Genomic DNA, 23652 nt, shown 5'->3' with positions numbered 1-23652 from the left:
TGATCATGATCTTGATTTGAGAGGACCAAGGTATCGTCACTTCGTGACGATACAATCAGCCAAGACGACCGAAACTGACCGAATGAGAGCGGGGGTTGAGCGGGCCGATGGGATGGGTGACCATGATCGGCCCCTCCGACGAGCAGGTTGAGTACCGCCTCACCGGCGGCCACGGATGCGGGAAGTCCGTCGCGGTCGACGCCGCACCCCTCATTGCCGCCATCGAGGCGAAGGCCGAAGCCGCCGGTGCCCCCGTCGCCTCCCTGCTCGCGAACCGCGAGGCCAAGCGCGCCTTCTTCCGTGCCCGCGGACTCCTCCGCAGCAAGGGCGCTGCGCGGTTCACCGGTTTCGACGCCGTTGAAGTCGCCGCCGCAGCCGGGCTCGACGCCCGCGACCTCTATGGCGAACAGGCCCTCCCCGCTCGGCCCGCGGACGGACAGGTGGACTACCACCTGGACGCCAGCGAAAGGCCCCTGGTCTGGATCGGCGGCGGGCTCACCGAGTTCGACATCACGCCCGGCAGCACCCTCGTCCCCGAGCAGTTCCCGGCCGCCCGGCGCCTCATGCTCGGGGAAGACCCCCGGACCGGGCAGACCCGCGTGGAACCCAAGCTGGCCATCGCCCCGGCCGCCAAACTCCCCGCCGCCCCACTGGCCCGCGCCATCCGCCGCGCCGCCGCCGAACGCAGCGTGAACCCGACCTCCCTGCTCGATTCCAAGCGCAAGCAGGACGCCTTCCGCCGGATGGAGAGCCAGCTCAAGCGATTCGGCGAGACGCACCGCGTCCCCGTCTCGACGGTGCTGAAGCTCGCCGACGCCGTCGGCATCAACGCCGTCGACCTCTACGGCGAGGACACGGTGGAGAAGGCCGCCGCCGCCGAGGCGGGCGGTCACCTGGACGCCCGTGCACTACTGCGCGCGGTCGAGGCCCGCGCCGCCGAGACCGGACAGCAGCCCGCCGACCTGTTCGACGCCGCGTCCATGAAGCGCCGATACGCCCAGACCGAAGGCGAAGGTGGCCGTCGTCTCCGGGACCTGCCGATGGATGTCCGCGAAGCCGTCGCGATGGCCAAGGCGGCAGGGCTCACGCCCGAGAACGTGTGGGACGCCGAGGAGATCAAGGCCGCCCTCCTCGAAGGCCGCGTGCAGGTCGGCAACCGCGGTGCCGACGTCACCTTGGACCTGGCGAAGTCGAAGTCCGCGTTCCTCGCCTACGCACCCGAGGAGATCGCCGCCCAGATCGAGGGCATCTACACAGCCGCTGGCCGCGAGTCCATCGGTGCGCTGGAGCGGTGGACCGCGTACGCCATGCGCGGCCACCACGGCGACGGCGAAGAAGCGGAGATCGTGAAGACGAGCGGGTTCTCCGGCTGGATGATGGTCCACCGCGCCGCCCGCCCCGTCGACGGAGCCCCGTACGGGGACCCCCACTTCCACCTGCACTTCACCCTCGCCAACATGGTCAAGGGCACCGACGGCAAGTGGTCCACGATGGCCAGCGGGGGCCGCGACCTCCACCGGCACACCCGCGCGACCCAGTCCCTCATGAACGCCCGCATCCGCCGCGAGCTGACCGACACGTTCGGCATCAGCTTCCGTCGTGAGGAGCGGACCGGAGCCTGGGAGATCGCAGCGATTCCCGAGGCCACGATCCGGCTGTTCAGCAAGCGCGACAGCCAGGTCCGGGACCTGCTGACGAAACTCGGCATCGACTACGACAGCGCCACGACCCGCGAGCGCACCGCCGCCTCCACCGCGTCCAAGGCCGCGAAGAACGGCGAGGCCACCGGGGTCGGGGACGATGTTCTCCGCGCCTACTGGCAGGCCGAGGGCCGGGCGGCCGGAGACGACCCCGACGCCATCGCAGCCAGCGCGATGGAACAGGACCGAGCAGACCAGAACCCCACCCTGGACGAGCTGTGCGCCCAGGTCTTCGACCCGAAGACCGGTTTGACCAGCCACTCCAAGGAGTTCACGCACGCCGCCGCCATCGCCGCCGTGCTGGACGCCCTCCCGTACGGCGTCGCGGACGCCGCCGAGGCCGAACAGCTCACCAACTCCGTACTCCGGCACGTCGGATACGCGGTCCAGCTCAACCCGAAGGGCGCCCAGCACTTCGCGCACGCCGACCGGTACACCACGGCGGATGTCGTGGCGGCCGAAGCGCTGATCGTCTCCGAAGCCACGAACCGGCTCGGGACTCAGGCCGCCGTCGTCAGCAGCGACACGGTCGACATGACGCTGTCCACCGTCGAGGCCCAGCACGGTGGCAGCTTCACGTTCTCCGACGAACAACGTGCCGTCCTCGAACGGCTGCTCACAGCCGGGCACGGAATCGACGCCGTCGTGGGCATCGCCGGAGCGGGCAAGACCACGATCATGGACACCGCGCGGCAGGCGTGGGAGGCGCACGGTCTCGTCATCGCCGGCGCGAGCACGGCCGCCGTCGCCGCCGCGAACCTGAAGGCCGAGGCGGGCATCGAGTCCCGCACCCTCGCGTCCTGGTTGACCGGCATCCGCAACGGAGGCTCCGGCCTCACCGGCGTGGACGTGTTGGTCGTGGACGAGGCCGCGATGTGCGATGACCGCGACGTCGCCGAACTCCTCACCCACGCCGCGGAAACCGGCACGAAGGTCGTCGGTATCGGAGATCCCAAGCAACTCCACTCGCCCGGCATCGGTGGTTCCTTCGCTGCCGTGCACCACCTCGTTGGCGGGCTCACCCTCAGCCAGAATTTCCGCCAGAAGGACATGGTCGAGCGCCGGGCCCTGGAGCTGTGGCGCGACGACAACCGCGTGGAATCCCTCCGTACCTTTGCCGGGACCGGCCGCGTGCACGCTCTCGCGGACAAGGGCGCCACCCTCGCCGCGATGCTCACCGTCTGGGCCGACAAGCGGGCCGCGCACAACGACGACCACACCGCCGTGCAACAGCTCCTCATGCTTGCCGCCACCAACGAGATCGTGGAAGAGCTGAACACCGGCGCCCGCGCACTGCGGAAGGAGAACGGCGACCTCACCGGCCCCGAGCACGCATACGCACTGCCCGGTGGCGGCGAGCTGACCCTGTCCGTCGGTGACCAGGTCCTCCTTCGGGTCAACGACTACCGGGGCAAGAAGAGCCGGGGCCATAACGAAGACGTCCTGAACGGCTACCGCGGAATCGTGCGCGACGTGGACGAGGAACGCCGGGTGCTGGTCGAGTGGCGAGAGAAGACCGAGGACGGCCACCGCGACGTTGCCGAATGGGTGGACGCCGACTACATCGCACAGGGCGGACTCAGCCTCGGATACGCGATCACCGGCCACAAGTCGCAGGGCCTCACGGTCCAAGAGGCTCTGGTCTACGGACCCGGCGCTCAGGCGAACGCCCTCTACACCATGATGTCGAGGGACAAGGCCGAGTCCCACCTCTTCCTGCCGCTCTCCGTCTACGAGACCGACGCCGACCGCGCCCGCCACGGCGACGCACTCACCGACCAGGAACAGCTTGACCGCGCCGTCGCGGGCCTCATCCGCGAGATCGAGAACGGCACAGAGGAACGCATGATCCTCACCGAACTCCCCAAGAACGCGGTCCCCGCCCACGTCCGGCAAGCCGTAGCGGACCTCCCGATCCCGCGCGCCCCCGGCGCCGACGAACACCACGACGCTGACACTCCCGAAGAGGCTCCGGAGCACGAGGACCGACCCGCCACGGCGAACGCCGCACCCATCCCGGCACCGGCCACACCTTCGGAACCCGCGCCGACGGCTGACCGCCCATACGCTCACCTCGGCAACTCGGCACTGCGTGACGCCGTGCGCAAGGCCGCCATCGCCGCCCGCGCCACAACGACGGCGGCCGACAAGGCGGAAGCCGCCGCCGACCGTGCCGAACAGGAGGCTGCTGCCGGTGCAGGCCCCAAGTCGCTCGCGCTCCAACGCCGTCATCAGGACGTTGCCGAACGGGCCGTGGCCATCCGCGAAGTCCGGTTGCTGGACGCCACGATCACGGAACGCACCGCTCAACTGAACGGCACAGAAGCCCGTATAGAAGGTCTTGAACAGCAGCTGGCCGCGACGGGCCGTTTCGGCCGGGCGGCACTCCGTGGTGACGAGCGTGCTGCGGTCGTGGCAGACCGGGAAGCACTCCTTCGTACCCGTGAGGAGACCGTCCAGGAGCTGGAGCAGATGGACACGCGGCTCCAGGACGTTACCCGGCAGGCCGGACCCGTCAACGAGTACGAAGCTGTGCTGAGGGAAGCGGACATGACGCAGCAGGAAAAGGCCGCGCTGCTTCGGCGGGCCAAGGCCAAGGACAACGAGGCAGCCAAGCAGCTCCGGGCCGAGGCCATCAAGGCTCGCAGCACTGCTCACGGCGCAGACCACCGCATGTCCGGCCTCCAGAAGGAGGTGAGTCTGCGAGCTGAGCACGGGCGTCAGCACGTCGACGCCGAAGAGGCCGCGGCGCCCTCATCTCCGAAACCCGACTCCTCGTACGCCAACCGAACCGCGATGGGCCACACACAGCCCGCACCGCCGGACAGCGCTCACGACGCACCGCCCGTGTAGCGACGTCGTGATGAGGTCGAGCCCGGTGCTCGCCCTGGGGAGGAACGGTGCACCGGGCCAATCTCCCTTCAGCGGAGATACGTCTGCTGCCACTCGATCGAGGTCATGGTGAGCGCGGCGCCGGCGAGGGACTGTGCGGAGGCGGTCTTGAGCTTGGCGACGCTGCTGTCGATCCAGGGCTGGACGTTCGAGCAGCCCTGTTCGCGGTACTCGACGGCTTGGAGGAGGCATTCGAGTTTGTCGGCGTCGTGCGCGCAGATGACTTCGAGGGAGTCGCCGTTCTCGTACTCCTCCACGATCCGTTGGGCCCCGGCCTTCACCGCCGGGTGCGCGGCCGATACTTGGTCGGCGGTGACCTTCTCGTTGCTGGCGGCTTCGAGGTAGCGGCGGCCGATGTGGGGGATGTCGCTGACGCGGGTCTCCTGGGTGTCGTGCCACAGACCGAGGAGGGCGGTCTTCGCTGGGTCGGCGCCCTCCATCATGGCGAGCACGGAGCCGATGAGCGCGACCCTGAAGCTGTGCTCGGCGATGGTCTCGGGGTCCTTGACCCCGGCGATCCACCAGCCGGACCGCTTGGCACGCTTGAGCATCCCCATCTCCAGCAGGAAGCCCGTGGTGCCCTTTGCCTGCTCCTGCTCTGTGTCCGCCATGAGATGCGTCCTCCGATGTGTCATGTGCGGTTCTCGCGTAGAACGTAATGCACCGAACTGAGTTCCCGCCTGGCTCGCGGGGAGATCCCGTCGTGATCGAGGAGCCGGGCGGTGTGCGCAGCGAGCTTGTCCGCGAGGACGGGGTCTGCCAGGGGTAGCCACCGGTTGGTAGTAAGCAGGGCCCAGAGCGAGTGGACGTAGAGGTCCATGTACGCCGGAGCCTGCTGAAGACCGGCGGCGAGGCCCCGAAGGAGCCGTACGGGCTCCCAGTTGGTTGGGCCGCGCCGCATGAAGCCGTCGTCCGGCTGCGGCTCGCGGATCGAACCGAGCCAGTAGGCCCAGTAGTTGAGGTTCGCGATCTCCGCGGAGTCGTCGTCCGCCAAGCCTCGCTCGATGAAGTCGAGCAGCGGTTGACGGTCACCGAGCCGTACCAGCGCGGCGGCTGTTGACCTTGCGGTGGCCCAGTGCGGGGTCCAGCCGCGGGCGGAGATCAGGTCGCGGCGGCCGTGTAGCGCGTGCACCATCCACGACGTCGCCTCGGAGCCTCGGTCGTAGGAGCAGAGGTAGAGGGTCTGGCGGTGCAGTAGCAAACCGCCGTCTCCGGCGCGCAACGCGGATTCGGCGGTCTCCCGGAGGTGCGCGAAGAACACGTCGCGGTCGGACGTGGGTAAGAGCGGGGCCTTGGCGACGGGGCCGCGACGTCCCGTCGTCGCGCTGCGAACGAGAGCGCGTGGAGCGGTCCCGTTCAGCGCCCAGGCGATCATGTGGGCCGTATCTCGGGTGTGCACCCAACTCGCGAGAGGGTGAAGGTCGTTGATCTCCGGATGGATCGTGGAGGTGATGACGCGGTCCGCGTCCATCGCCGGGTCGAGAAGGTGAAGGACATGGGGGTCCGCGCCGAGCGCGAGTAACCGGCGCCGGATGTTGAGGAGGGCCCCGGCCTTCACGTTGGCGAGCGGTCGTCGTCCGGTCTCCCATCCTTGCCAGGTGGCGAGATCGACGCCGATCGCTTCGGCCATGCCGACCTGTGTGCGGATGCTCGTACTCTCCCGGGCGACGCGCAGGACGAACCCGGCGATCGTGCCCGCGGTCGCGCGTCTGCGGGTCACTTCCTTCGCGGCCATGCCGCCCCCTGTGCCCTCGGTCCGTCTAACCCGTACCCACAGTCAGTCCTACTGCATCCACGGTGACCGTAGCTTCTGATTCGGCAGCAGCCATCGCCATCAAGGAGGCCAGGATGTCCACCGCAGTTGAGCCCCGCGTGCGTCCCTGGGGAGCCGATCGGCTCGCCCCGTACCCGACCGTCACGCACCGCCCGCACACCACGGTCACGCTCGACCCCGACTCCCAGCTCGGCGTCTTCACCGACCACGTCGGCACGGTGATCGAGATGGGCAAGCACGGCACCAGTAAGGGCACCGAGTCGAACACGACCACGAACTCGGACTCCGCGCCCGACCAGGGGCACGACCAGGACTCCGAGCAGGACTGACCAATGACCGACGAGAGGCCGGTGCTCGTGGCCACCGAGGCGGATGATCTCACCGCCGACATGGTGATCACCGAGCTGAACCGGCGAGGCGTGCCGGTGACCAGGTTCAACCCCGCCGACATCGGGGCGGCCCTGACGGTCTCCGTTCAGTTCGGAAGCTGCCCGGCCCCCGTGGCCGGGCAACTCCGCACCCCATCGCGGACCGTGGACCTGTCCCAGGTTCGGTCGGTGTACTGGCGCCGCCCGGTGTGGCCCGCCTTCGGCCACCTCGGCCCGGACGACGCGCGGTTCGCGGCGGCCCAGACCCGCTACGGGCTCGGCGGCACCCTGTACGCCCTCGACGGGCCGCTGTGGGTCAACCACCCACTGCACAACGCCGCCGCCGACTACAAGCCCGCCCAGCTCGCCGTCGCCCAGCGCCTCGGACTGACCGTGCCGCCGACGCTCGTCACCAACGACCCGCACGAGGCGCGGGCCTTCGTCGGCAGCCACGATCAGGTGATCTTCAAGACGCTCCGGTGGACGCCCTACCAGCGCGACGGCGTTCCCGTTACCGGGTGGGCCGACCCGGTCACCGCGACCGAGATCAACGAGAGCGTCGCTGTAGTGCCGCACCTGTTCCAAGCCGTGGTCGACAAGGTGGCCGACCTTCGCGTGCTGGTCGTCGGCCGCGAGGTGTTCGCCGTACGGATCGAGTCCGGGACGCTGGACTGGCGCAAGGACTACTCGGCCCTGTCCTACCGCGCGGTGGACCTGCCCGGCCGGGTGGAGAAGGCGCTCCTCGCCTACCTGGAGCACTTCGGACTGGTGTCGGGGAGCTTCGACCTCGCCATGGACAAGGCCGGTGATCTCTGGTGGCTGGAGCTGAACCCGAACGGACAGTGGGGGTGGCTGGAAGAATCCACCGACCTCCCGATGTCCGCCGCATTCGCTGACCTGCTGACGCAAGGAGTTGCGCCATGACCGACACCGCCCATGAGCGGCGCGCCCTCGCCGACCGCCTGACGAAGGCGGGCGTCCTCTCCAGCCCCCGCTGGCGGGCGGCGGTGGAGGCCGTTCCCCGCGAGCTGTTCCTGAACCCCGGCGTCTTCCTGCCCGCGGAGGGGGGCCGGTGGCAGCCAGTGACCGCGGACGGCACCGACCCGACCCAGTGGGTACAGATCGCGTACCGCGACGAGTCCCTGACCACCCAGCTTGACGGCCACCTCACCGCCGACCAGGCCAGCGGCCCCGTGACCGGCTCCCCTACCTCCTCCTCCACCACCCCGGTCACCGTCGTGGACATGCTGGAGAAGCTGGAAGTGGAGGACGGCCACCAGGTCCTGGAGATCGGCACGGGAACCGGCTACTCCTCCGCCCTGATGTGCTTCCGCCTCGGCGAGGACAACATCACCACCATCGAGGTGGACCCGGACGTCTCGGCCCGCGCCGACGCCGCCTTGGAGACCGCCGGATACTCCACCTGGACCCTCACCGGAGACGGACTCCTCGGCCACCCCCGCCGCGCCCCCTACGACCGCGTCATCGCCACCTGCGCCGTACGTCGCATCCCCTACACCTGGATCAGACAGACCAAGCCGGGCGGCATCGTCCTCACCACGGTCGGTGGCTCCTGGCACTACGGCACCGGGCTGGCGAAGGTCACCGTCGCCGACGACGGCACCGCCGAGGGCCAGATCATCGGCCGCAGCTCCTTCATGCAGGCCCGGTCCCAGGCGGAAGTACCCATCGGCGGCGACCTGTCGGCCCGCACCGCCTACGCCGACAGCGAGCGCGAAACCAAGGTGTCCCCGCTGCTGCTGGAGGACTGGATGCCGGCGTTCCTCGCCCAGCTCGCCGCCCCGGGGGCGCGCTTCACCCGCGCTACATCGCTAGAGGGCAACCGGCTGCTGCACCTCTTCGACCCGGACCGCGAGTCCTTCGCCTCCTTCACGGAGAACGACGGCACCTGGACGGTCCGCCAGGGCGGACCCGCGGCGCTGTGGGACACGATCGAGCAGGCCCTCACCGCCTGGCAGGACGCGGACCGCCCCGACATCACCGAGGTACGGCTCCGCGTCACGAAGAAGGCCCACACCTACTGGATCGACGGCCACCCCGCGCTCCGCTGGCAGCACGACCTCATCTGACCGACCGAACGCGATCACCCGGCGCAGCGCACTACTCTGCTGGGCCAGGAGCTGCCGGAGCAGAGGGAAGCACGATGGACGACGAGCCGCTGTCGGACTGGGCGGAACGCCGGGACGCGAAGATCGGACGCCTTCGAGCCGTCCCGCTGGTGCCAGGCGACGGCCCGAAGGGATCACATCTCAACCCCGACGCGCCGCGTGCCATCCAGCGGTGGAACGGGTACGCCTGGGAGCCGCACGGGTTCGCGGCGAATCTCGCTGAGGCCCAGCGGCTCTTGCACCCGCGTGACGAGGAGCATCCGACTGTGTCGGCACCCCAGCCTCAGCCGCTCCAGGCGGGACGAGGGCGGCACCGCAAACCCCGGCCAGGGGAGTGAGCCCACGGTGTTCGTCATGCCTAGTTTCTCAACCAGAAGCCCGCCGCCATCCGTAGCGACGGGCTTCCGGCGTCTTCCCGTATCCAGCGATTCGGGGAGGTGTCACCGAACTGCTGTCCTTCTTCCGTCGGGCCGGTCGCGTGTCAGGGACGAGGCGACAGCCCCGCGACGAGGTGGTAAACCGCCCGGCAGTTCGGCCCGGCGCATCCGGGCTCCAGGCGGTCGCCTAGTGATCTGGTTCGGAGATCCTGTCGCAGTAGCGGGAGATGCGGTCGAGGATCTGGTCGGCGGTCTTGGCCCAGATGAAGGGCCTGGCATCGTTGTTCCAGACCTTGATCCACATCGGTCTGGTAGTCGATCTCGTCGAGGAAGTCGCGGATGCGTGCGCGAACGGCCAATCCCTGGGCGGTCGAGCGGCGCTTGGCCCAGCTCTCCAGCGTCAGCCGCTCGGCCTTCGACAACACCACAGGTTCCAGCCGGGTATCGCCCATCCACGCAGCACAGCGCGAGCGCGCTACCCACCGCAGCAGCACGCCGGAATCTGAAAGAGGGGACGCCTCATGTGGCGATCCATGACCTCAAAACCAGATCACGAGTACGTCCTGCGAGGCGCCGTTCCTAGCGCATCAGCAGTCCCCGCATCCCCAGCCCGTAGTGCACGCGCAGCCGGTGCAGCTCCCACAGGCCCACCGCCGTCACGGAGAGCGGGGCGCCCAGGATGAACACGTACCGGATCACCGTCGGCACGCCCTCGTGGGCGCCGGTGAACATGTCGATCAGTGCCATCTCCCACGCCAACGCCATGATCAGCAGCGACGGCACCGTCTCGTGGATGTCCGCGGTGCGGAACACATGCTGGACGGCGAGTCCCACGCCCCATACGACGAACGGCGTCACCCAGAAAAGGACGAAGAGGGTGAACACGAGGATGAGGCCCTTCGTCACGGTGAAGTGGCCCTCCACGAGAGGTTCCTGGCCCTCGAAGAACCCTGAGAGCACGATGATCGGGAAGACAGAGGCCGCCGCCATCATGGCCACGATCGCGCCGAAGCACCGCCCCGCCCGGCGCAGCAGGTCCCGTCGCGCCGCCGGAGCGGCCAGGCCGTACAGGACGCCGACGACGACCGGGAGGGTCGCCGCCAGCACGAGGGCGCTGGTCCACGACTTGTCGACCTGCTCGTCCGCCGCATCGCTGAGCTTGGGGGCGAGCTTGTAGGCGTAGGACATCCACAGGAACGCGCCCACGCCGACAAGGGTCCTGATCCTCCGCATCCGCGCCACCTCAGGATCCGAGACGATGCCCGGCCGTGACGGGGTGAAGACCCTGCGCGCGGTGTGGATGGGGCCGATCCGCCGCCGCAGCCGGGTGATCGGCCCGCCCGGCGGCGGCACCGGCGGCCCCGGGTAGGGCGGCTGGGGCTGTGGCGGCACGTAGGGCTGGGGCGGATAGGGCTGAGGTGGCTGCGGCTGGTAGGGCTGCGGCCCCTGGGGCGGCTGTCCGCCCGGGTTCCAGTTGCTCATCGTTCGTCCCCCGATATGCGAGTGTGCGCCGCGATGGGCGCGATCGCCGAGTGTATTGAGCACACAGGGTCCGCGCAGCCCTCGCCCCGGGGCGTGCACCGAACGGCCACAATTTACGATCACGAGTCATTCGCGGGAGAACTGACCGAGTTGGCGCGGTCCCGGGCTGGCGGCTCGTCCGGGTGGGCCGCTGGGTTCGGATCGGCCTGCTCCTCTGCATCAGCCGCCCCTGTCGAACGCTTCTCGATCATCGGGAGCGCGATAGCGAGCACACAGGCCGCCGCGATGCGGTAGGGGAGCGGGACCGGCTTGAGGAGGGTGCCTATCAGGTCGAAGGTCGCGTGGGCGATCATCAGCGGAACGACGCGGCCGTAGTACAGGAAGATCTGCAAACGGCCTGCGGCGAAGATGGCCATGGCGAGGGCAGGAAGCCCGAAGTAGGCGTGGACCAGGACTTCGACCACGCAGATCGTGGTGTAGATCTGCCAGACGGGCCGTCGTGCGGCCGTCATCAGGGCTGCGACCGCCGCCACGATGACGATGTCCTCCAGGACCACGGTCGATGTCACCGCCCCGAGGGTGAGCCCGAGGTCGCCTTTGATGCCGAGTACGGCGAGTTGATCGCCCATGACGGGCAGTACATCCACGTCGAGGACGCGCAAGACCTGCATGCCCAGGAAGGCCACGAACGGGCCTGCCGCACAGTAGTTGAAGGCGCTCTGCGAGAGCGCCCATGTGTGTGCCCGCCTGTGCCGCGGATCCGTCTCACCGCGGGGGTGTTCCAGGACGATGCCGTGGGAGCGGCACACCTCCAGCGTGAGCCACGCGAACGTGCCCCAGAAAATGATCATCGCCAGGGGGGTGAAAGCCACCGAGGGGTCGGCTGCGAAGAGGGCCGCCGAGCCGCAGGCGACTGCCGCGCCGCGCTGGGCCAGGCGCCGTCGCGGGGTGACCCGGTCCAGGGTGGTCCGGCCTATCACCACCCAGGGCAGCCAGAAGAAGAGAACGATGGCGACGCAGACACGCATCACGCCGATGTAGTGACCTGTCCGCGGCGGCCAGGTCACCCCGTACAAATAGCCGAGCGAGACTGCCGCGTTGGCCACAGGGACGATGGACGCGAGCAGCAGCAGTGCGATGGCGTGGCGCAGGGCCCGGCGTGCTGCCGCGCCGTGCAGCAGGACGGGCGGCCTGCTGGGGGTGAGCGGGTTCGTCACGCGGCCACGCTCGCGTCGGCGGGGGGCCGGTGGGGGGCGATGATCGCGCCGTTGGGCAGGAGCTCGCCGGTGTCCTCGAAGAGCAGGATGCCGTTGCAGAGCAGGCTCCAGCCCTGTTCCGGGTGGCTCGCTATGAGGAGCGCGGCTTCCCGGTCGGAGGCGTCCGCCGTCGGGCACGGCGGCATGTGCTGACACATTGTAGTTGGGCCTATCTGGGGTATTGGGGGTTTTCCGGTGATTGCGCAGAAGGGGTGTGGGGTGCCCTCTCCACCAGCGATTGGAGGGAGATCCAGCACGCTGGTGGAGAGGGGGCGGGTGGCCGGCCGCCGCGTTCCCCCCACGGAACGACGGCGGCCGGGGCGCTCCCGCGGGGCCGCGGTGCGGGAGCGCCGCTTCCTCCACTCGACGTGGCCTCGGGTCCGCCAGCGGGGGGCATGGCGATCCACTAGACCTGGAGGAAGCCCAGTCGGGGGAAGCTAGGTGCGGGCGGCGCTTGGGTCGTGCGCCGCCGTCGGCAGGCCGTACATCCGGGCTAGGGTCACCACGTGGGGCCGGGTCCGAGCCCCCAATTCCGCCATCAGGCCGTTGATGTCCCTGGTGACCTGCTCCTTCGATCGGCCTGTCAGCAGGCCGATTTGGACCCTGGTCAGGCTCTGCGCGAGCAGAGGCAGCACCTCCAGATGCCGGGGCATCAGGGTGAGCGTGCCCTGCTCGCGGTCAGGCTGCCGAATGAGTCCCAGCTCGTAGGCGCGGTCGACGACAACCGTCCGCCCCCTCACGCCCAGCGTCCGCGAGGCGACGGTGATGTAGTGCTTGACCGTGTTCTCCTTGAGGCGAAGGAGATGCGCGATCTCGTAGACGTACCTGCCCTCGGCGAGTCCTTGGACGACCTCTCTCTCGCGGGTGGTGAACGAGATCGTGGTGTTGGCGGTCACCTCAGTCCTCTCTCTTGGTGTTGGGGTGGTGTGCCGCTCGATGTGCCGGGTGTGTACCTCCGGCTCACCGAGCGGCCGTCTGGGACGGGCGTGCGCCGCTACAGGTCGTCCAGGTTGATGACCTTGAACGCCCGCAGTGTGCGCACCAGTTGGGCGGCGACCATCCAGTCCAGGGCGGCGGCCCCGTAGGGCACCGGGACGCCGTCGCTCGCCAGGACGTGGATGCTGCGATCGGCGGCGGCATATCGGTGTGGCGTGCCGATGACGCCGTACAGGGGCGCGCTCTGCGCCAGCAGCGCGACGTATCCGTGGTCGGCGAGGTGGGAACACCGCCGAGGGGCCATGCGTGCGTGCTTGAGGCAGAACGGCGGCTGGGCGGTGCGGACCGTGGTGGTGGCCTCGGGTACGCACTCCTCGGCGCTCAGGACGAACAGGATCCCGTCCTGGGTCCTGGCGGGCTCGCGGCAGAACTGGCACCGCAGCCGCAGCATCGTCTCGCGCTGCCGGATGGGGTTGACCATCCGCCAGAGTGGCGCGCCCGTCAGCACCCCGTGCTCGTCGAGGGACTGGGAGACCCGCGCCCACAGAGCGCCCTGGACGTCACGGTCCTCGGGCCGCTCGTCCGCGTAGCTGAGGCGGCTTCCCCCGGCACTGGTGAAGGAAGCGCGTAAGTCGACGAGGGACTCGTCCACCTCGCCCTCGCGGGCCGTGATGTAGGGGATCAGCCTCCGCGTTGCGCCTCCGACGCGACTCCTGCCCTGTGGGCTAACCGGTGCGGGGCCACCGACCTCAAGCCGGGGAGTGGGACGTAGAGACGGCCGCCGAGCTCGCCGTCCCACAACGGTGCGCAGCCGCTGGCTCAGCCCCCAGGGACGCTCCGAGCCGACGTCGCGGTCGGCCGCACCAAGGCCAGCCCTGGGGAACTTGTACACAGACATCCGTGCTTCCTCTCGGACGTGCTCAGACAGGGGGCTGCTCGGGCGAGAACGAGAACACTGAGCAGGAGGCGGGAGTGATCAGCGCCCGAGCGCGCCGGGCCGCGGTGTACTGCTGGATGGCAGCGTCGCTGTAGCCGTAGAAGCGCCCCAAGGCGGAATCCGCATCGGCGTCAGGGCACGGAGGGAACTCCGGCGGGCGCTCACCCCACTCGACGGCTTCGCCCTCCGGGTACAACGCCGAACCCAACCGCAAGTCCCAAAAGCCCGGCTGGCCTTGGAGCACGTCACGCACCGCCAGCCCCAGGCAGAAACATGGCACCGGGAAGTACCCCCCACGGCGTGTCCCACCGACCGGGACCGCAAGCAGCGGCATGCGAACCATGCGCACCGCCACGCTCTTCACCAACAGTTCCGGGTCCGCGATCCGCCGCGCGTAGTAGTCGAAGTCGTACGCCTCCCGCGGAGCCATCACGACAGCGTTCGCAGGCGGGTGATCTTTGGTCCCGAGGTCATGCATCATTCGCCGTTCCGTAAGGCCGTGATCGGTTCTGCCAGCAGGTCGTGGACCATGTAGCCGAGGCGACAGGCACGCCTGAGGAGTGAGGCGTGTCTCATGGCGCGTCATCTCCCATCAGGTCGAGGACATCGACGATGGCCAGGGCGAAGCGCAGGATGTGTCGGTGCGAGCGCTGGGGGCACGGCTGGTTCGCGCGCAGTTCGATCAGGAGCTGCATCGCGTCCACCGGGTACGGCGTGACCGTGAGCGGCACGAGCTCGATCAGCACGAGCGTTACCTGACGGAACCGGTCGGCCAGGCGACTGATCTCCGCCGAGGTGGGCCGATGTTGTTCATCGAGCACGGTGTTCAGATCGTTGTACAGCGCGTCGGCGTCCACACCGTCCCTGGCCTTGGAGCGTCGTAGCCCCACAAGCAGTCGGCCCGCCACGGTGTCCTCAACGGTGTACGGCCGGATCATCAGCTCGGTGCAGGCCTGTGCGGAGAGAGTCATCGTGACCGCCTTGCGGGGACCGCGAGGACGCGCCAGGTCGCTGCCCCGTCTGCCTGTCGCTCTAGCCGGTAAGCGAATAGCAAGAAGGCGACGTTGCCGTCCTGCGCGGGCTCGACCCAGAACCACGTGGCCATCGAAGCGGGAAGGCCAGCAGTCGGCGGGGCCGCAGCGCCCGGCGCTCGTGTCTGCCTCCAAGACGTCACAGAGCCGCTCCACTCGGCACACGTTGAAGACCGGCAACCTTGAACTCGGTCCAAACGGTCTTGCCGCCCCGTGGGTCCGGTTCCACCCCCCACATGTCAGCGAAGGAGGCGACGAGGAGTAGTCCTCGACCGCCGTCGCTCTCGCAGTCCGGGGTGGCGGTCTGCGGCACCTCCGCGCTGAGATCGCCTACTTCTATCCGGATCAGGTCGTCACCGATGTTCAGTTGAACCGAGAACCCTGCTGCGCTGGATCCGTGAATCAAGGCGTTCGTCGCAAGCTCCGAGACGCAGTACTGCACATCCTCGGACCGACCTTCCACGCCCCATTCCGTAAGCGTCTTCAGGACAAACGTCCGCGCCATACCCACAGATGCGGAATGGGGGCTGAACGTTCTTTGCTGTGGGGCAAATTGAGGCAGTTCAGGTGGAGTTGCTGACATGACGTTCTCCGTCCGCGCTTGGTGCGCGTGGGGTCTTGTCTCCGTGTGAGGGTCCACGGAACCGCCAAGCGGATCTCGGTGCCAGAGCAGAGATGGCGCGAGGATGTGGCATCTCTGGGGCGTCTTGGGGCATGACCTGTGATGCTGTGACAGCGGACATCTTGAGGAACAAGGCGGGGAGATCCAGCCCATGGCGTTGAAACGACACCGCCTGGAGCGCCGACGTAAAGCAGTGGGTTTCACCCACGAAGCCCTGGCGGACGAACTGCATGTGGAGCGGTCCACTGTCGTGCGATGGGCTGCCGGAAAATCCGCGCCTCGCCCCTATATGAGGCCGCGCCTCGCGCAGTTGCTCCAAGTGACCGTTGAGGAACTGGACGACCTTCTCGCCATCACGTCAGACGACGATCAACCGGTCGGCGAGCGAACTCAGTACGCCATGCGGCATCCGTCGAGCGTCGACCTCGCCACTGTCGCCGAGCTGCGAGATGACATGCAAAAGCTTGGTGAGCGCTATGACCGTGAGCCGTCAGCCGTGCTTCTGGCCAGCGCGGCTGAGCACGCCAGCGCCGTCGGGTTCATTGCCGGAGACGCACCTGCGGGTCGAGTCCAGAGAGAGATGCGAAGCCTCCAGGCGGACGCCGCGACCTTCATGGGGCAGCTCGTCTGGGACGCCTCCCAGCGACATGACCACGAGACAGCTAAGACGTACTACATGGAGGGCGCGGAGGTCGCGCGCCATCTGCGGGACCCCAACGCAGAGGGGCACGCGCTCTTGCGTATCTCCTATGTCGCCCTCTACGGAGCGGCGAACTACCGGGAGGGTCTCGGCCTAGCGCGCCAAGCCGCACGCACGTCTCGACGTACGAGTCACGTCATCACCGGACTATCGCTCTTGCACGCGGCAGAAGCGCACGCGTACTTGGGCGAAGCACGGGATTGCGAGCATGCCCTTGTGGATGCCGAGAAGCACTTGGAGCGGAGTCACGACACCGATGCCGCCCACGAGTTGTTCTCGCCCACGCACATCAGCCGCCTCGCCGGATCTTGCTACCTGTCACTGGGCGACTTTCGCCGAGCCGAACGGCTGCTGGCCCAGACCGCGGACGAGCTGCACGACCGGCGGAAGTCGCGGGCTATCGTCCTAGGCAATCTGGCCCTGGCCAGGATCCGGCAGGGCGAACTCGACGCGGCGCTCGTCGCATTCAGTACTGCCGTAAACGAACTGCACAGCACCCGCGGAGGTGGTGGGATGAACGTTGTCTTCCGTGCCGCCCGAGAGCTGCGTCCGTGGCGCAACGAGCTGACGGTTCAGGAAGCCCAGGATCAGCTCATGGCGTTGATGGAAGCGACGTGACCACCGCATGAAGGAGCCCGACGTGCGCACACAGGTGGATGCCGAGAAGCAACGAGTTCGCGAGCGTGTCTGGCAGACGCTCGATGCGAGGGGTGCAGCCCTCGACGACACCACGCACGGGCGGATCCCGAACTTCATCGGCTCGCAGGCCGCAGCGGACCGTCTCGCTGAACTTTCGGCCTGGCGCGACGCGCGAGTCATCAAAGCAGTGCCTGACAAGGCGCAGTTGCCCGCACGGGCGCGTGCTCTTGCCGAGGGCAAGACGGTGTTCATGGCCGTTCCGAAGCTCGCCGACGCACGGCCGTTCTACCTTCTCGATCCGGCGAAGCTGTCCGTATCGCCGAACGAGGCAGCATCGAGCAAGGTGGCTGCCAGTGTGGCGCCGCGAGTGGGTGTCTCGGCACTGGGCCCCGTGGACATGGTTGTTGTCGGAAGCGTTGCGGTGAATCGTCAGGGCGTACGCATCGGAAAGGGCGCGGGCTATTCGGATCTGGAGTTCGCCTTCCTGATGGAAGCAGGTCTCATCAGCGACGGGACTGTCGTCGTGTCGACGGTCCACTCCCTCCAAGTACTCGACGAGGAGTTGCCAGCCACTGAGCACGACTTCGGTGTAGACCTGATCGTCACCCCCGACGAAGTCATCTCCTGTCCTGCGCCCCACCGACCGTCCGGACTGGTGTGGGCGCATCTGGACGCGGACAAGATCGCGTCCATCCCTGTGCTCGCAGCACGGGCTCCGGCGCACGATCGATGACTCGATTCGGGGGTCAAGGGGCTGGAGCTGCCTCTTAGAGGGGTGCTCCCAGCCCTGTGTCAGGACTCCGAGCGCTGTGCTCAACGTGATCGCCGTATCGCTCGGCGTAGGGCGGAGCCGTCGCTTCTTTGGTCGGAGTGATCACTTCGGAAGCAGGCGAGTGCACAGTCGTGGATGATGACGATTGGGCGGTGGTCATCCTGGTGAAGACCTGGCTTGCCTCTCCCAGCCGAAGGCGCATCGAGCCGTAAGGGCCCTGAAGGTAGCCCGTCCGGTGCCCATGCCGGTGGAGTTCGAGGGCTGCTTGAACCCCGGCATCGACGGGAGCAACATCGTCTGGTGGCGCCAGTGCATGAAGGTGCTCCTCCCACTCCCACCCGAGGTCCCGCAGGACGGTCCGGGCTTCCGACTGCTCCCACCCGCTCCTGGCCACCAGGCCGTGGCGGGCATCCGGTGCGAAGGTCACATGTGGCTCGGGTTGCATCAGGCTATTTCCCCGCGGAGTTCGGCGTGTGCGGGTGCATCCGGGGTCGTGACGGTCTCGGCCTGAGGGGGCCAGGCTGCGAGCGCGAACCGTGCGGGGCGAGGGTCGTGCTTGCCCACGCGGCAGTCATCACCGGCCGTGCCGAGCGCGTTGTTCATCCGGGTTAGGAAGCGGTCGTACTGCTCGTGCCAGAGAATCACCGACCCGGCATCGTCGTAGGCATCGACACGGGCGAAGGTGAACGCCGCGATCTCGTACGCCAGTTGCTCGTGATCCATCCAGCAGGGCGGGATGACGTGCTGTGGCTGCCATGCGTACGTCTGGTTCAGCCAGCGGCACACCTCATCGAGCCAGTCCGGCAGCGGTGCGAGCAGTTCGGCCGTCAGAGCGCCGATGTCCCACGGCGCCGGGCCGTCCGCGACCGACTCGTCCGCGCTCCTTTCGGCGAGGTAGTCCGCGATCAGCGCGGGCGGCTCGGGGAAGGGCGCGAAGCGGGCCAAGGGATTGGTCATGCCGACACGTCCTGACGATCCGCCCAGGCAGCCGCATGCGCCTCAGCCTGTCGGCTCTTCGCTTCTTGCTGTCGTAGCCGCTCCGTCTCGTTCGCCTGGCGCAGGTCCCGTGTGCGGCCTTCGATCTCCGTCCATGAGTCCCAGGTCCACATGCCGTCGAGGCGTGTGATGACCGGCGGCAGGTTGTCTGCGAGGACGAGCGCGCACCCTTCGTCGAGGCCCTTGATCTCGTCACTGCGCAGGACGGATTCCAGCACTGCGTGCGTCGCGGTCGACCCGCCGCCACGGTCACCGCTGGTGGTGGTCCGCGTCGTACGCAGCCGTTCGACTTGCCCGCAGAGTTCGGACATCTCCTTGAGGAAGTCGGGGTCCTTGGCCCCGCCGAACACGACGACGTTGTTGGTGAAGCTCGCCAGTTCGTTGGCGGTGTCCTCGCCGAAGCGGGCCCGGGCGCTCGCCCAGCCCTGGAGGCCGTAGACGACCGTGATGCCGCGTCCCCGGCCGTCGGCTACGCGCTGACGGAGCGAGGGGATCGGCGCGATGTTCGGCGCCTCGTCGAGAGCCGCCAGGAGTGGCGGGTCCAGGCGCCCGGCAGGAGAGGCGATGGCGTGAGCTTCTGCGATGTCCAGCAGGTCTTCCGTGACCGCCGTGGTCAGCGGGGCGACCGAGTTGACCTCGGAGTCCTTGCCCAGGAGGTAGATGGTGCCGCCCGCGTCGAGGAACTCGCGGAAGTCCGTGGGCGCCTCGCCCCTCTTGCCCTGGAGTGACTCGATCACGGCTTGGTGCATGAAGGGTTCCAGGGCCGCGTCCAAGGTGACCGCGGTGTTGCCGACGGTACGGCTGTCACCTGTGGTGGAGGTGCGGAGCATGTCCGCCCAGCCCGGACCGGCGCCAGGGTGCGCGGTGAGGATGCCGAGCGGCGCCGGATCAGCGAACTTCCGGGCCCACTTCAGGAATTGGTCGAGGCTGGCGCCATCGAGCGCCGCTGCGTGCAGGAGCGCGGCAAGCACCTTGGCGGCCTGCCCCTTGTAGAAGGCGCTGCCCTCGGAGGACTGGGCGGCAGAGCCGGGAGTGCGCGATCCGGCAACGAGGGCCTTGGCCCGCATCATCGCGACCTCCGTGTCCTGCGAGCCCGTGATCGGGAGCCAGCGGAAGCGGGGAAGCGAGGGCGCGATGTTCTGCGGGTCGAAGACCAGGACCGGGCGGTCGGCACGACGTCGTGCGTCCAGGGTGAGTTCCACCAGGTCCGGCTTGGTCGAGGTGGCCAGGACCGGGCCTTGCCACCGCCGGATGAGCGGGGCGAAGAACCGCAGCGTCTTGCCGCTGCCCATGGGGCCGATGACCCGGGTTGCCTTGTCGGCCCGCGAGTACAGGGGGATGCCCTTGGGGCGCTGGGAGACGCCCAGCGAGTAGCCGAAGTCGAGCGGGTCGAGCGTGTGGTGCATGTGGGGCTCCGGAACGAGGGGGGGAGGAGGTCAGGACGCGCGGGAGCGCGGGCGTTTGGAGAGATCCGCGGTCGGGCGGGACCGGGTGTCACGGTCGGCCAGGGACGGCCGGATCTCGGATGCCCGCAGGGCCGACTTGGCCGACAACTGGCGCTTGAGCTGGGCTTTCGAGGCGAACCCGGCGTTGCGTCGACTGCGGTTCGATGTGTGCCGCAACGCCAGCAGGGTGAGCCCGCAGACCGCGACGACGGCGTAGAGGGCGAGGGATAGAGCGTCCGAGGCGAAGGCCATTACTCGGCCCTCCGCGCGATGCGGGCAGCGAGGTAGCGCATCCGCCGGCCGCACAGCCGGGCGAGCGAGGCGTCCGGCCCAGAACAGCGCGGCGGAGCGGTGTGGAAGGCGGCGTGGAGTTCCTCCGCACCGCGCCAGGCGGCGCCGACCGCTGCCCGTGCGCGACCGCCCGCGGCGCAGTAGTCGCCGTGGTCGAGCAGGGCGGCGAGCCGGGCAGTGCGCTGGGCGAGGCCGAGGTAGTCGGCGTGCAGTTGGTCGATGTCGTCCCGGAAGGAGCGGCCATATGTCGGCAGCACGGCGGGGTCGAGGGCGAGGGTCGTCATGGCAGGGGTGTGTTCCGTCTCGGGGCCGGTGGCGTTGGGGCTGGGCTGCGCGGACGTACTCATTCGAGATCCGGGGAGCTGGTGGTCAGGTCCGTCATGGAGCCGCTGGAGAAACACAGGTGCTGCTCTGCTTCGGTCAGCAGGTGCTGGACGCCGGGGTAGATGACTTCGCCGACCTTCCACAGGGCGACACCGCGGCGCAGGCGCATGATGTGCTCCGCCGTCCAGGCGGGGAGTCCGAGCCGTCTGACGGTGTCCTCGGCTTCGGACTTCTTCATCGAGTACACGACGACGGTGTCCGCCATCTTCAAAGCGGCCTGCGTCTCGGGGCTGTCGTCGATGTCGCTCAGGTGGTGCACGATGAAGATGCAGCTCAGGCCGTAGCCACGGGCGAACTTGAGGAACTTCTCTAGCAGCGCGGCGAGTTGGGGGGTGCCCAGGATGTGCCACGCTTCCTCGCACACCAGGATGCGCTTGCGCTGGGTGTAGCGGCGGCAGCCGGAGTCAGGGTTCGCGCCGAGTTCCCAGGCCCCCGAGCTTGTGTCCACGACCCTGCGCTCGTGCTGGCTGGGCTCCGCGCCGCACTCGCACAGCGGACGCAGCCAGACCTCTTCGAGGAACACGGAGATCACCGCGACGAGGATCGTCATGGCGACGCCGCCCGAGGGGACCTTGGTCAGGTCGAAGACGACCATGTCGGCGTCGAGGTCGACGCTGAGGCTGGTCGGTCCGTCGAGCATGCCGAGCAGGTCGCCGCTCGCGTCCTGCTCGGTCCCGCACAGCCGGTCCAGGACGTAGGAGGCTTCGAGGCCGTCGTTGAGGAGTTCCTCCTCCGAACGCTTCTTGGCCACGGCGTCCGTCGCGTCCGGGGAACGCAGCGCGGCCGCGACATCGGCCAGCACCGGAGAGCGGCCATCGGCGGTCGCACGCTGGTGGGCCCGGCGGATTGCCAGGCGCAGGGCGGAACCGGCGAACTCACCCAGTGGCCTGCCCAAGCCGAGTTCCACGATCGTGCGGACCAGCTCGATCTGCCGCTTGCCCGCGATCGCAGGGTCCATCGGATTAATGCAGGAGGCTCTCGCTCCGCCGCCCGGGGTGAACTTCACCGGGGCCCTGCCGGTGAGGGACCGGCCCAGGGCGGCCCACTCGCCTTCCTCGCGCTCCTTTTGCTCCTTCGTGTCGAGCACGACGACCTTGCGGCCCAGACGGATCTGCCGGGCCGCATAGGTCTTGACGAGCGAGCTCTTGCCGCGGCCGGTGTCCCCCATCGCGATCATGTTGCCGCCGGGCAGGCCATCGCCGAAGGCGCTGAAGGGGCAGTAGATGAACGCCTTGCCCGAGTACAGCTCACGCCCGATGACGGCGCCCGCCGTGCCCAACGTGGGCGGCGCGATGGGCAGGTAGAGGGCCTGGCTGGTCGTGGTCTCGGTGTACAGGGGGCGCCGCGCGGTCTCGTACCTGGGGGCCAGCGGATTGAGATTGAGCAGACCGGTCACTTGATGCCCCCGGCGAAGGGGAGCGTCGTGGCAAAGGCCCGGGCATGTTCGAGGTCGAGCCACTCGATCCGCAGGTGCGCGTTACGCGCCCGGGAGGCGGTCGTGCGCTTGGTCTTCTCCAGTGCGGCGGCGCTGCGCGTGGAGATGGTGATGTAGCCGACGACCGCGGACCCGGCCGCGCCGGAAGTGGCCAGGGCCATGCCGCGCGAGCCGGTGGCGTTGGCGGCGATCATGTCGCGGGGGTCCACGTTCTTGCCGCGCTGCCGGTCGCGGTGCAACTCGGCCTGGTTGTTGGTGTCCTCATCCAGCATCCGCTCCACGGCCTTGTCGTTCGGCTCCAGGTTCTGGGTGATGCTGATGGTCCGGATCACGTCCGGCATGCCGATGAGCAGGGGCGAGAGGAAGTCGGGGCCCACAGGTGTGGTGGGCCAGGAGACGACGGCCGCCGTCGCGTGGAACCAGCTGTCCGTTGCCCCGGCGGCCCGCGTGGCGACGAACGCGCCGTCGCGGACGTCGACGTTGCGGGGGAAGGCGTGCGCGCGGGGCAGGTCGGTGTCCCAGATCGCGTGATCGGGGTCGTAGCTGTTGCGGATGAGTGCGGTCATCCGGCCCTCATCGAGCGGAGCGATCACCGAGAGGTCGGCGTCCTCGCAGCGGGCCCACAGCTCTTCCAGGTACGCGGCCATCGCCGCGGCGACGCCCTCGTCCCCGGTACCCCGGGCCGCTCCGTCCGCTGCCAGGTCCCGGGTGAACTTCGCGTGCGCGGTGATGTAGTACCGGTGCTCCTCCGCCGAGGTGGACACCGCTTTCGCCAACGTGTCGTAGGAGTCCCTGAGCCACGGCGGCGCCCCGGCCGTCGCCGCCGATTCGTCGCGCTGGGCGACGAACCGCTGGTGAGCGTGCGGGTCGCTCTTCATCTGCCGGGCGAGCACCTGAATCCGCTTGACCGGGTGCTCCTCCGTATTGCCGAACGCGTCGAGCAGTTCGCCCCACCGCTCCAGGGCCACGACCTGCTCACCAACCTCCTTGCCGCCCAGACCGGGCGAGGCGACCTCCAGGGCCGCGGTGACGCAGCCCGCTTCGGGCTGAAGGACCACGACGGCATGCTGACCGCGCACGGTCACCGGCACCCACGTCATCCCGGCGACGCCCTCGGGCTCGGACAGCGCCGCGACCGGCGGAGTGCCGTCCCGGCGCACACCGGCCTCGACCGCCGGGGAGACCCACACGCCGCCGGTGCGGTTCAGGGCCCGGCGGTGGTACTGCTTGATCCGCCACCAGCGGTAGATCGTGCGCCGCTGTGAGCTGCCCTTGGGCCGGTACGGCGCGTACACCACGACCACGGCCAACGCGATGGGCGCGACCATGCCGATCACGGCCAGCACCGGGGCACTGCTGGAGAGGAAGCCCAGCAGGATGCCGCTACCGGCTCCGCAGCCCAGTACAACCTGTTCGCCGAGATCGCGGCGGCCCACCAGGCCGGTCGGCCGGTGCTTTCCGAACTGATACGTACGCGTAGACATGG

At 68.7% G+C, this 23652-nt stretch carries 23 protein-coding genes; 7 read left to right on the top strand and 16 right to left on the bottom strand.

What is annotated here, in order from left to right:
- Positions 1 to 107: 107 nt before the first annotated feature.
- Positions 108 to 4553 (top strand): MobF family relaxase, encoded by a 4446-nt coding sequence (gene mobF / locus ACFWZ2_RS37420; RefSeq protein WP_384553571.1) that lies wholly within the window; start codon positions 108 to 110, stop codon positions 4551 to 4553.
- Positions 4554 to 4621: 68 nt separating this feature from the next.
- On the opposite strand, the gene ACFWZ2_RS37415 is transcribed toward mobF, so the two are convergent.
- Both ACFWZ2_RS37415 and ACFWZ2_RS37410 read right to left on the bottom strand, forming a co-directional pair.
- Complete coding sequence (locus tag ACFWZ2_RS37415) at positions 4622 to 5203, bottom strand: HD family hydrolase (RefSeq protein ID WP_384553569.1); 582 nt, start codon at positions 5201 to 5203, stop codon at positions 4622 to 4624.
- 20 nt (positions 5204 to 5223) lie between these two features.
- Positions 5224 to 6327 carry an XRE family transcriptional regulator gene (locus ACFWZ2_RS37410; RefSeq protein WP_384553567.1) on the bottom strand — a complete coding sequence of 368 codons (1104 nt, stop codon included), beginning with the start codon at positions 6325 to 6327 and terminating at the stop codon, positions 5224 to 5226.
- 113 nt (positions 6328 to 6440) lie between these two features.
- Between ACFWZ2_RS37410 and tgmA the strand changes: the two genes are divergently transcribed.
- The 4 genes from tgmA (at position 6441) to ACFWZ2_RS37390 (ending at position 9201) form a co-directional block, all read left to right on the top strand.
- On the top strand, positions 6441 to 6695 hold the full coding sequence (gene tgmA / locus ACFWZ2_RS37405) for a putative ATP-grasp-modified RiPP (protein ID WP_384553565.1): 255 nt from the start codon (positions 6441 to 6443) through the stop codon (positions 6693 to 6695).
- A 3-nt stretch (positions 6696 to 6698) separates the two neighbouring features.
- Entirely contained in the window at positions 6699 to 7658 is a 960-nt protein-coding gene (gene tgmB / locus ACFWZ2_RS37400; protein ID WP_384553563.1) for an ATP-grasp ribosomal peptide maturase, read from the top strand.
- Positions 7655 to 8824: an ATP-grasp peptide maturase system methyltransferase gene (gene tgmC, locus ACFWZ2_RS37395; RefSeq protein WP_384553561.1), complete on the top strand. Its 1170-nt coding sequence runs from the start codon at positions 7655 to 7657 to the stop codon at positions 8822 to 8824. The genes tgmB and tgmC overlap by 4 nt, the downstream gene beginning before the upstream one ends.
- 74 nt (positions 8825 to 8898) lie before the next feature.
- Positions 8899 to 9201 carry a DUF6087 family protein gene (locus ACFWZ2_RS37390; protein ID WP_384553559.1) on the top strand — a complete coding sequence of 101 codons (303 nt, stop codon included), beginning with the start codon at positions 8899 to 8901 and terminating at the stop codon, positions 9199 to 9201.
- A 618-nt stretch (positions 9202 to 9819) separates the two neighbouring features.
- On the opposite strand, the gene ACFWZ2_RS37385 is transcribed toward ACFWZ2_RS37390, so the two are convergent.
- The 8 genes from ACFWZ2_RS37385 to ACFWZ2_RS37350 all read right to left on the bottom strand — a co-directional run bounded on the left by ACFWZ2_RS37385 (position 9820) and on the right by ACFWZ2_RS37350 (position 15465).
- Entirely contained in the window at positions 9820 to 10722 is a 903-nt protein-coding gene (locus tag ACFWZ2_RS37385) for a hypothetical protein (protein WP_384553558.1), read from the bottom strand.
- A 119-nt stretch (positions 10723 to 10841) separates the two neighbouring features.
- Complete coding sequence (locus ACFWZ2_RS37380; protein ID WP_384553557.1) at positions 10842 to 11939, bottom strand: hypothetical protein; 1098 nt, start codon at positions 11937 to 11939, stop codon at positions 10842 to 10844.
- A complete protein-coding gene (locus tag ACFWZ2_RS37375) occupies positions 11936 to 12136 on the bottom strand; it encodes a DUF5999 family protein (RefSeq protein ID WP_384553555.1) in 201 nt (66 codons plus the stop codon). The genes ACFWZ2_RS37380 and ACFWZ2_RS37375 overlap by 4 nt, the downstream gene beginning before the upstream one ends.
- A 279-nt stretch (positions 12137 to 12415) precedes the next feature.
- Positions 12416 to 12874, bottom strand: a complete 459-nt coding sequence (locus tag ACFWZ2_RS37370) for a LuxR C-terminal-related transcriptional regulator (RefSeq protein ID WP_384553553.1) — start codon at positions 12872 to 12874, stop codon at positions 12416 to 12418.
- A 98-nt stretch (positions 12875 to 12972) separates the two neighbouring features.
- Complete coding sequence (locus tag ACFWZ2_RS37365; RefSeq protein ID WP_384553551.1) at positions 12973 to 13566, bottom strand: hypothetical protein; 594 nt, start codon at positions 13564 to 13566, stop codon at positions 12973 to 12975.
- A 268-nt stretch (positions 13567 to 13834) separates the two neighbouring features.
- On the bottom strand, positions 13835 to 14332 hold the full coding sequence (locus ACFWZ2_RS37360; protein WP_384553549.1) for a DUF6302 family protein: 498 nt from the start codon (positions 14330 to 14332) through the stop codon (positions 13835 to 13837).
- Positions 14333 to 14423: 91 nt separating this feature from the next.
- Positions 14424 to 14822: a hypothetical protein gene (locus ACFWZ2_RS37355; protein WP_384553547.1), complete on the bottom strand. Its 399-nt coding sequence runs from the start codon at positions 14820 to 14822 to the stop codon at positions 14424 to 14426.
- A gap of 199 nt (positions 14823 to 15021) precedes the next feature.
- Positions 15022 to 15465: an ATP-binding protein gene (locus ACFWZ2_RS37350; protein WP_384553546.1), complete on the bottom strand. Its 444-nt coding sequence runs from the start codon at positions 15463 to 15465 to the stop codon at positions 15022 to 15024.
- A 190-nt stretch (positions 15466 to 15655) separates the two neighbouring features.
- Between ACFWZ2_RS37350 and ACFWZ2_RS37345 the strand changes: the two genes are divergently transcribed.
- Both ACFWZ2_RS37345 and ACFWZ2_RS37340 read left to right on the top strand, forming a co-directional pair.
- Positions 15656 to 16822 (top strand): helix-turn-helix transcriptional regulator, encoded by a 1167-nt coding sequence (locus ACFWZ2_RS37345; protein WP_384553544.1) that lies wholly within the window; start codon positions 15656 to 15658, stop codon positions 16820 to 16822.
- Between the two features lie 22 nt (positions 16823 to 16844).
- Positions 16845 to 17576 carry a 5-formyltetrahydrofolate cyclo-ligase gene (locus ACFWZ2_RS37340; RefSeq protein ID WP_384553542.1) on the top strand — a complete coding sequence of 244 codons (732 nt, stop codon included), beginning with the start codon at positions 16845 to 16847 and terminating at the stop codon, positions 17574 to 17576.
- A gap of 483 nt (positions 17577 to 18059) precedes the next feature.
- Here ACFWZ2_RS37340 and ACFWZ2_RS37335 read toward each other — a convergent pair whose 3' ends face one another.
- Genes ACFWZ2_RS37335 through ACFWZ2_RS37310 form a run of 6 tightly spaced genes read right to left on the bottom strand, consistent with a single transcriptional unit; the run spans position 18060 to position 23650 of the window.
- The gene (locus ACFWZ2_RS37335) at positions 18060 to 18572 is read right to left on the bottom strand and encodes a hypothetical protein (RefSeq protein WP_384553540.1); all 513 of its coding nucleotides are present in this window, start codon (positions 18570 to 18572) and stop codon (positions 18060 to 18062) included.
- Positions 18569 to 20017 carry a type IV secretory system conjugative DNA transfer family protein gene (locus ACFWZ2_RS37330; RefSeq protein WP_384553539.1) on the bottom strand — a complete coding sequence of 483 codons (1449 nt, stop codon included), beginning with the start codon at positions 20015 to 20017 and terminating at the stop codon, positions 18569 to 18571. Before ACFWZ2_RS37330 ends, ACFWZ2_RS37335 begins: the two co-directional genes overlap by 4 nt.
- A gap of 30 nt (positions 20018 to 20047) precedes the next feature.
- A complete protein-coding gene (locus ACFWZ2_RS37325) occupies positions 20048 to 20308 on the bottom strand; it encodes a hypothetical protein (RefSeq protein ID WP_384553537.1) in 261 nt (86 codons plus the stop codon).
- A complete protein-coding gene (locus ACFWZ2_RS37320; RefSeq protein ID WP_384553535.1) occupies positions 20308 to 20694 on the bottom strand; it encodes a hypothetical protein in 387 nt (128 codons plus the stop codon). The genes ACFWZ2_RS37325 and ACFWZ2_RS37320 overlap by 1 nt, the downstream gene beginning before the upstream one ends.
- Positions 20691 to 22127: an ATP/GTP-binding protein gene (locus ACFWZ2_RS37315; RefSeq protein WP_384553533.1), complete on the bottom strand. Its 1437-nt coding sequence runs from the start codon at positions 22125 to 22127 to the stop codon at positions 20691 to 20693. Before ACFWZ2_RS37315 ends, ACFWZ2_RS37320 begins: the two co-directional genes overlap by 4 nt.
- Positions 22124 to 23650: an SCO6880 family protein gene (locus tag ACFWZ2_RS37310; RefSeq protein WP_384553532.1), complete on the bottom strand. Its 1527-nt coding sequence runs from the start codon at positions 23648 to 23650 to the stop codon at positions 22124 to 22126. The genes ACFWZ2_RS37315 and ACFWZ2_RS37310 overlap by 4 nt, the downstream gene beginning before the upstream one ends.
- Positions 23651 to 23652 lie beyond the last annotated feature (2 nt).

This window comes from Streptomyces sp. NPDC059002, from assembly GCF_042740435.1.
Taxonomy (GTDB): domain Bacteria; phylum Actinomycetota; class Actinomycetes; order Streptomycetales; family Streptomycetaceae; genus Streptomyces.
This window is presented reverse-complemented; position numbering and strand designations above follow the sequence as displayed.

What these genes read in the sequence shown, in the direction of transcription:
- mobF (WP_384553571.1), top strand. Translation starts at nt 108, where the DNA reads ATGGGATGGGTGACCATGATCGGCCCCTCCGACGAGCAGGTTGAGTAC.
- ACFWZ2_RS37415 (WP_384553569.1), bottom strand. Translation starts at nt 5,203, where the DNA reads ATGGCGGACACAGAGCAGGAGCAGGCAAAGGGCACCACGGGCTTCCTG.
- ACFWZ2_RS37410 (WP_384553567.1), bottom strand. Translation starts at nt 6,327, where the DNA reads ATGGCCGCGAAGGAAGTGACCCGCAGACGCGCGACCGCGGGCACGATC.
- tgmA (WP_384553565.1), top strand. Translation starts at nt 6,441, where the DNA reads ATGTCCACCGCAGTTGAGCCCCGCGTGCGTCCCTGGGGAGCCGATCGG.
- tgmB (WP_384553563.1), top strand. Translation starts at nt 6,699, where the DNA reads ATGACCGACGAGAGGCCGGTGCTCGTGGCCACCGAGGCGGATGATCTC.
- tgmC (WP_384553561.1), top strand. Translation starts at nt 7,655, where the DNA reads ATGACCGACACCGCCCATGAGCGGCGCGCCCTCGCCGACCGCCTGACG.
- ACFWZ2_RS37390 (WP_384553559.1), top strand. Translation starts at nt 8,899, where the DNA reads ATGGACGACGAGCCGCTGTCGGACTGGGCGGAACGCCGGGACGCGAAG.
- ACFWZ2_RS37385 (WP_384553558.1), bottom strand. Translation starts at nt 10,722, where the DNA reads ATGAGCAACTGGAACCCGGGCGGACAGCCGCCCCAGGGGCCGCAGCCC.
- ACFWZ2_RS37375 (WP_384553555.1), bottom strand. Translation starts at nt 12,136, where the DNA reads ATGTGTCAGCACATGCCGCCGTGCCCGACGGCGGACGCCTCCGACCGG.
- ACFWZ2_RS37360 (WP_384553549.1), bottom strand. Translation starts at nt 14,332, where the DNA reads ATGATGCATGACCTCGGGACCAAAGATCACCCGCCTGCGAACGCTGTC.
- ACFWZ2_RS37355 (WP_384553547.1), bottom strand. Translation starts at nt 14,822, where the DNA reads ATGACTCTCTCCGCACAGGCCTGCACCGAGCTGATGATCCGGCCGTAC.
- ACFWZ2_RS37350 (WP_384553546.1), bottom strand. Translation starts at nt 15,465, where the DNA reads ATGTCAGCAACTCCACCTGAACTGCCTCAATTTGCCCCACAGCAAAGA.
- ACFWZ2_RS37345 (WP_384553544.1), top strand. Translation starts at nt 15,656, where the DNA reads ATGGCGTTGAAACGACACCGCCTGGAGCGCCGACGTAAAGCAGTGGGT.
- ACFWZ2_RS37335 (WP_384553540.1), bottom strand. Translation starts at nt 18,572, where the DNA reads ATGACCAATCCCTTGGCCCGCTTCGCGCCCTTCCCCGAGCCGCCCGCG.
- ACFWZ2_RS37330 (WP_384553539.1), bottom strand. Translation starts at nt 20,017, where the DNA reads ATGCACCACACGCTCGACCCGCTCGACTTCGGCTACTCGCTGGGCGTC.
- ACFWZ2_RS37325 (WP_384553537.1), bottom strand. Translation starts at nt 20,308, where the DNA reads ATGGCCTTCGCCTCGGACGCTCTATCCCTCGCCCTCTACGCCGTCGTC.
- ACFWZ2_RS37320 (WP_384553535.1), bottom strand. Translation starts at nt 20,694, where the DNA reads ATGAGTACGTCCGCGCAGCCCAGCCCCAACGCCACCGGCCCCGAGACG.
- ACFWZ2_RS37310 (WP_384553532.1), bottom strand. Translation starts at nt 23,650, where the DNA reads ATGTCTACGCGTACGTATCAGTTCGGAAAGCACCGGCCGACCGGCCTG.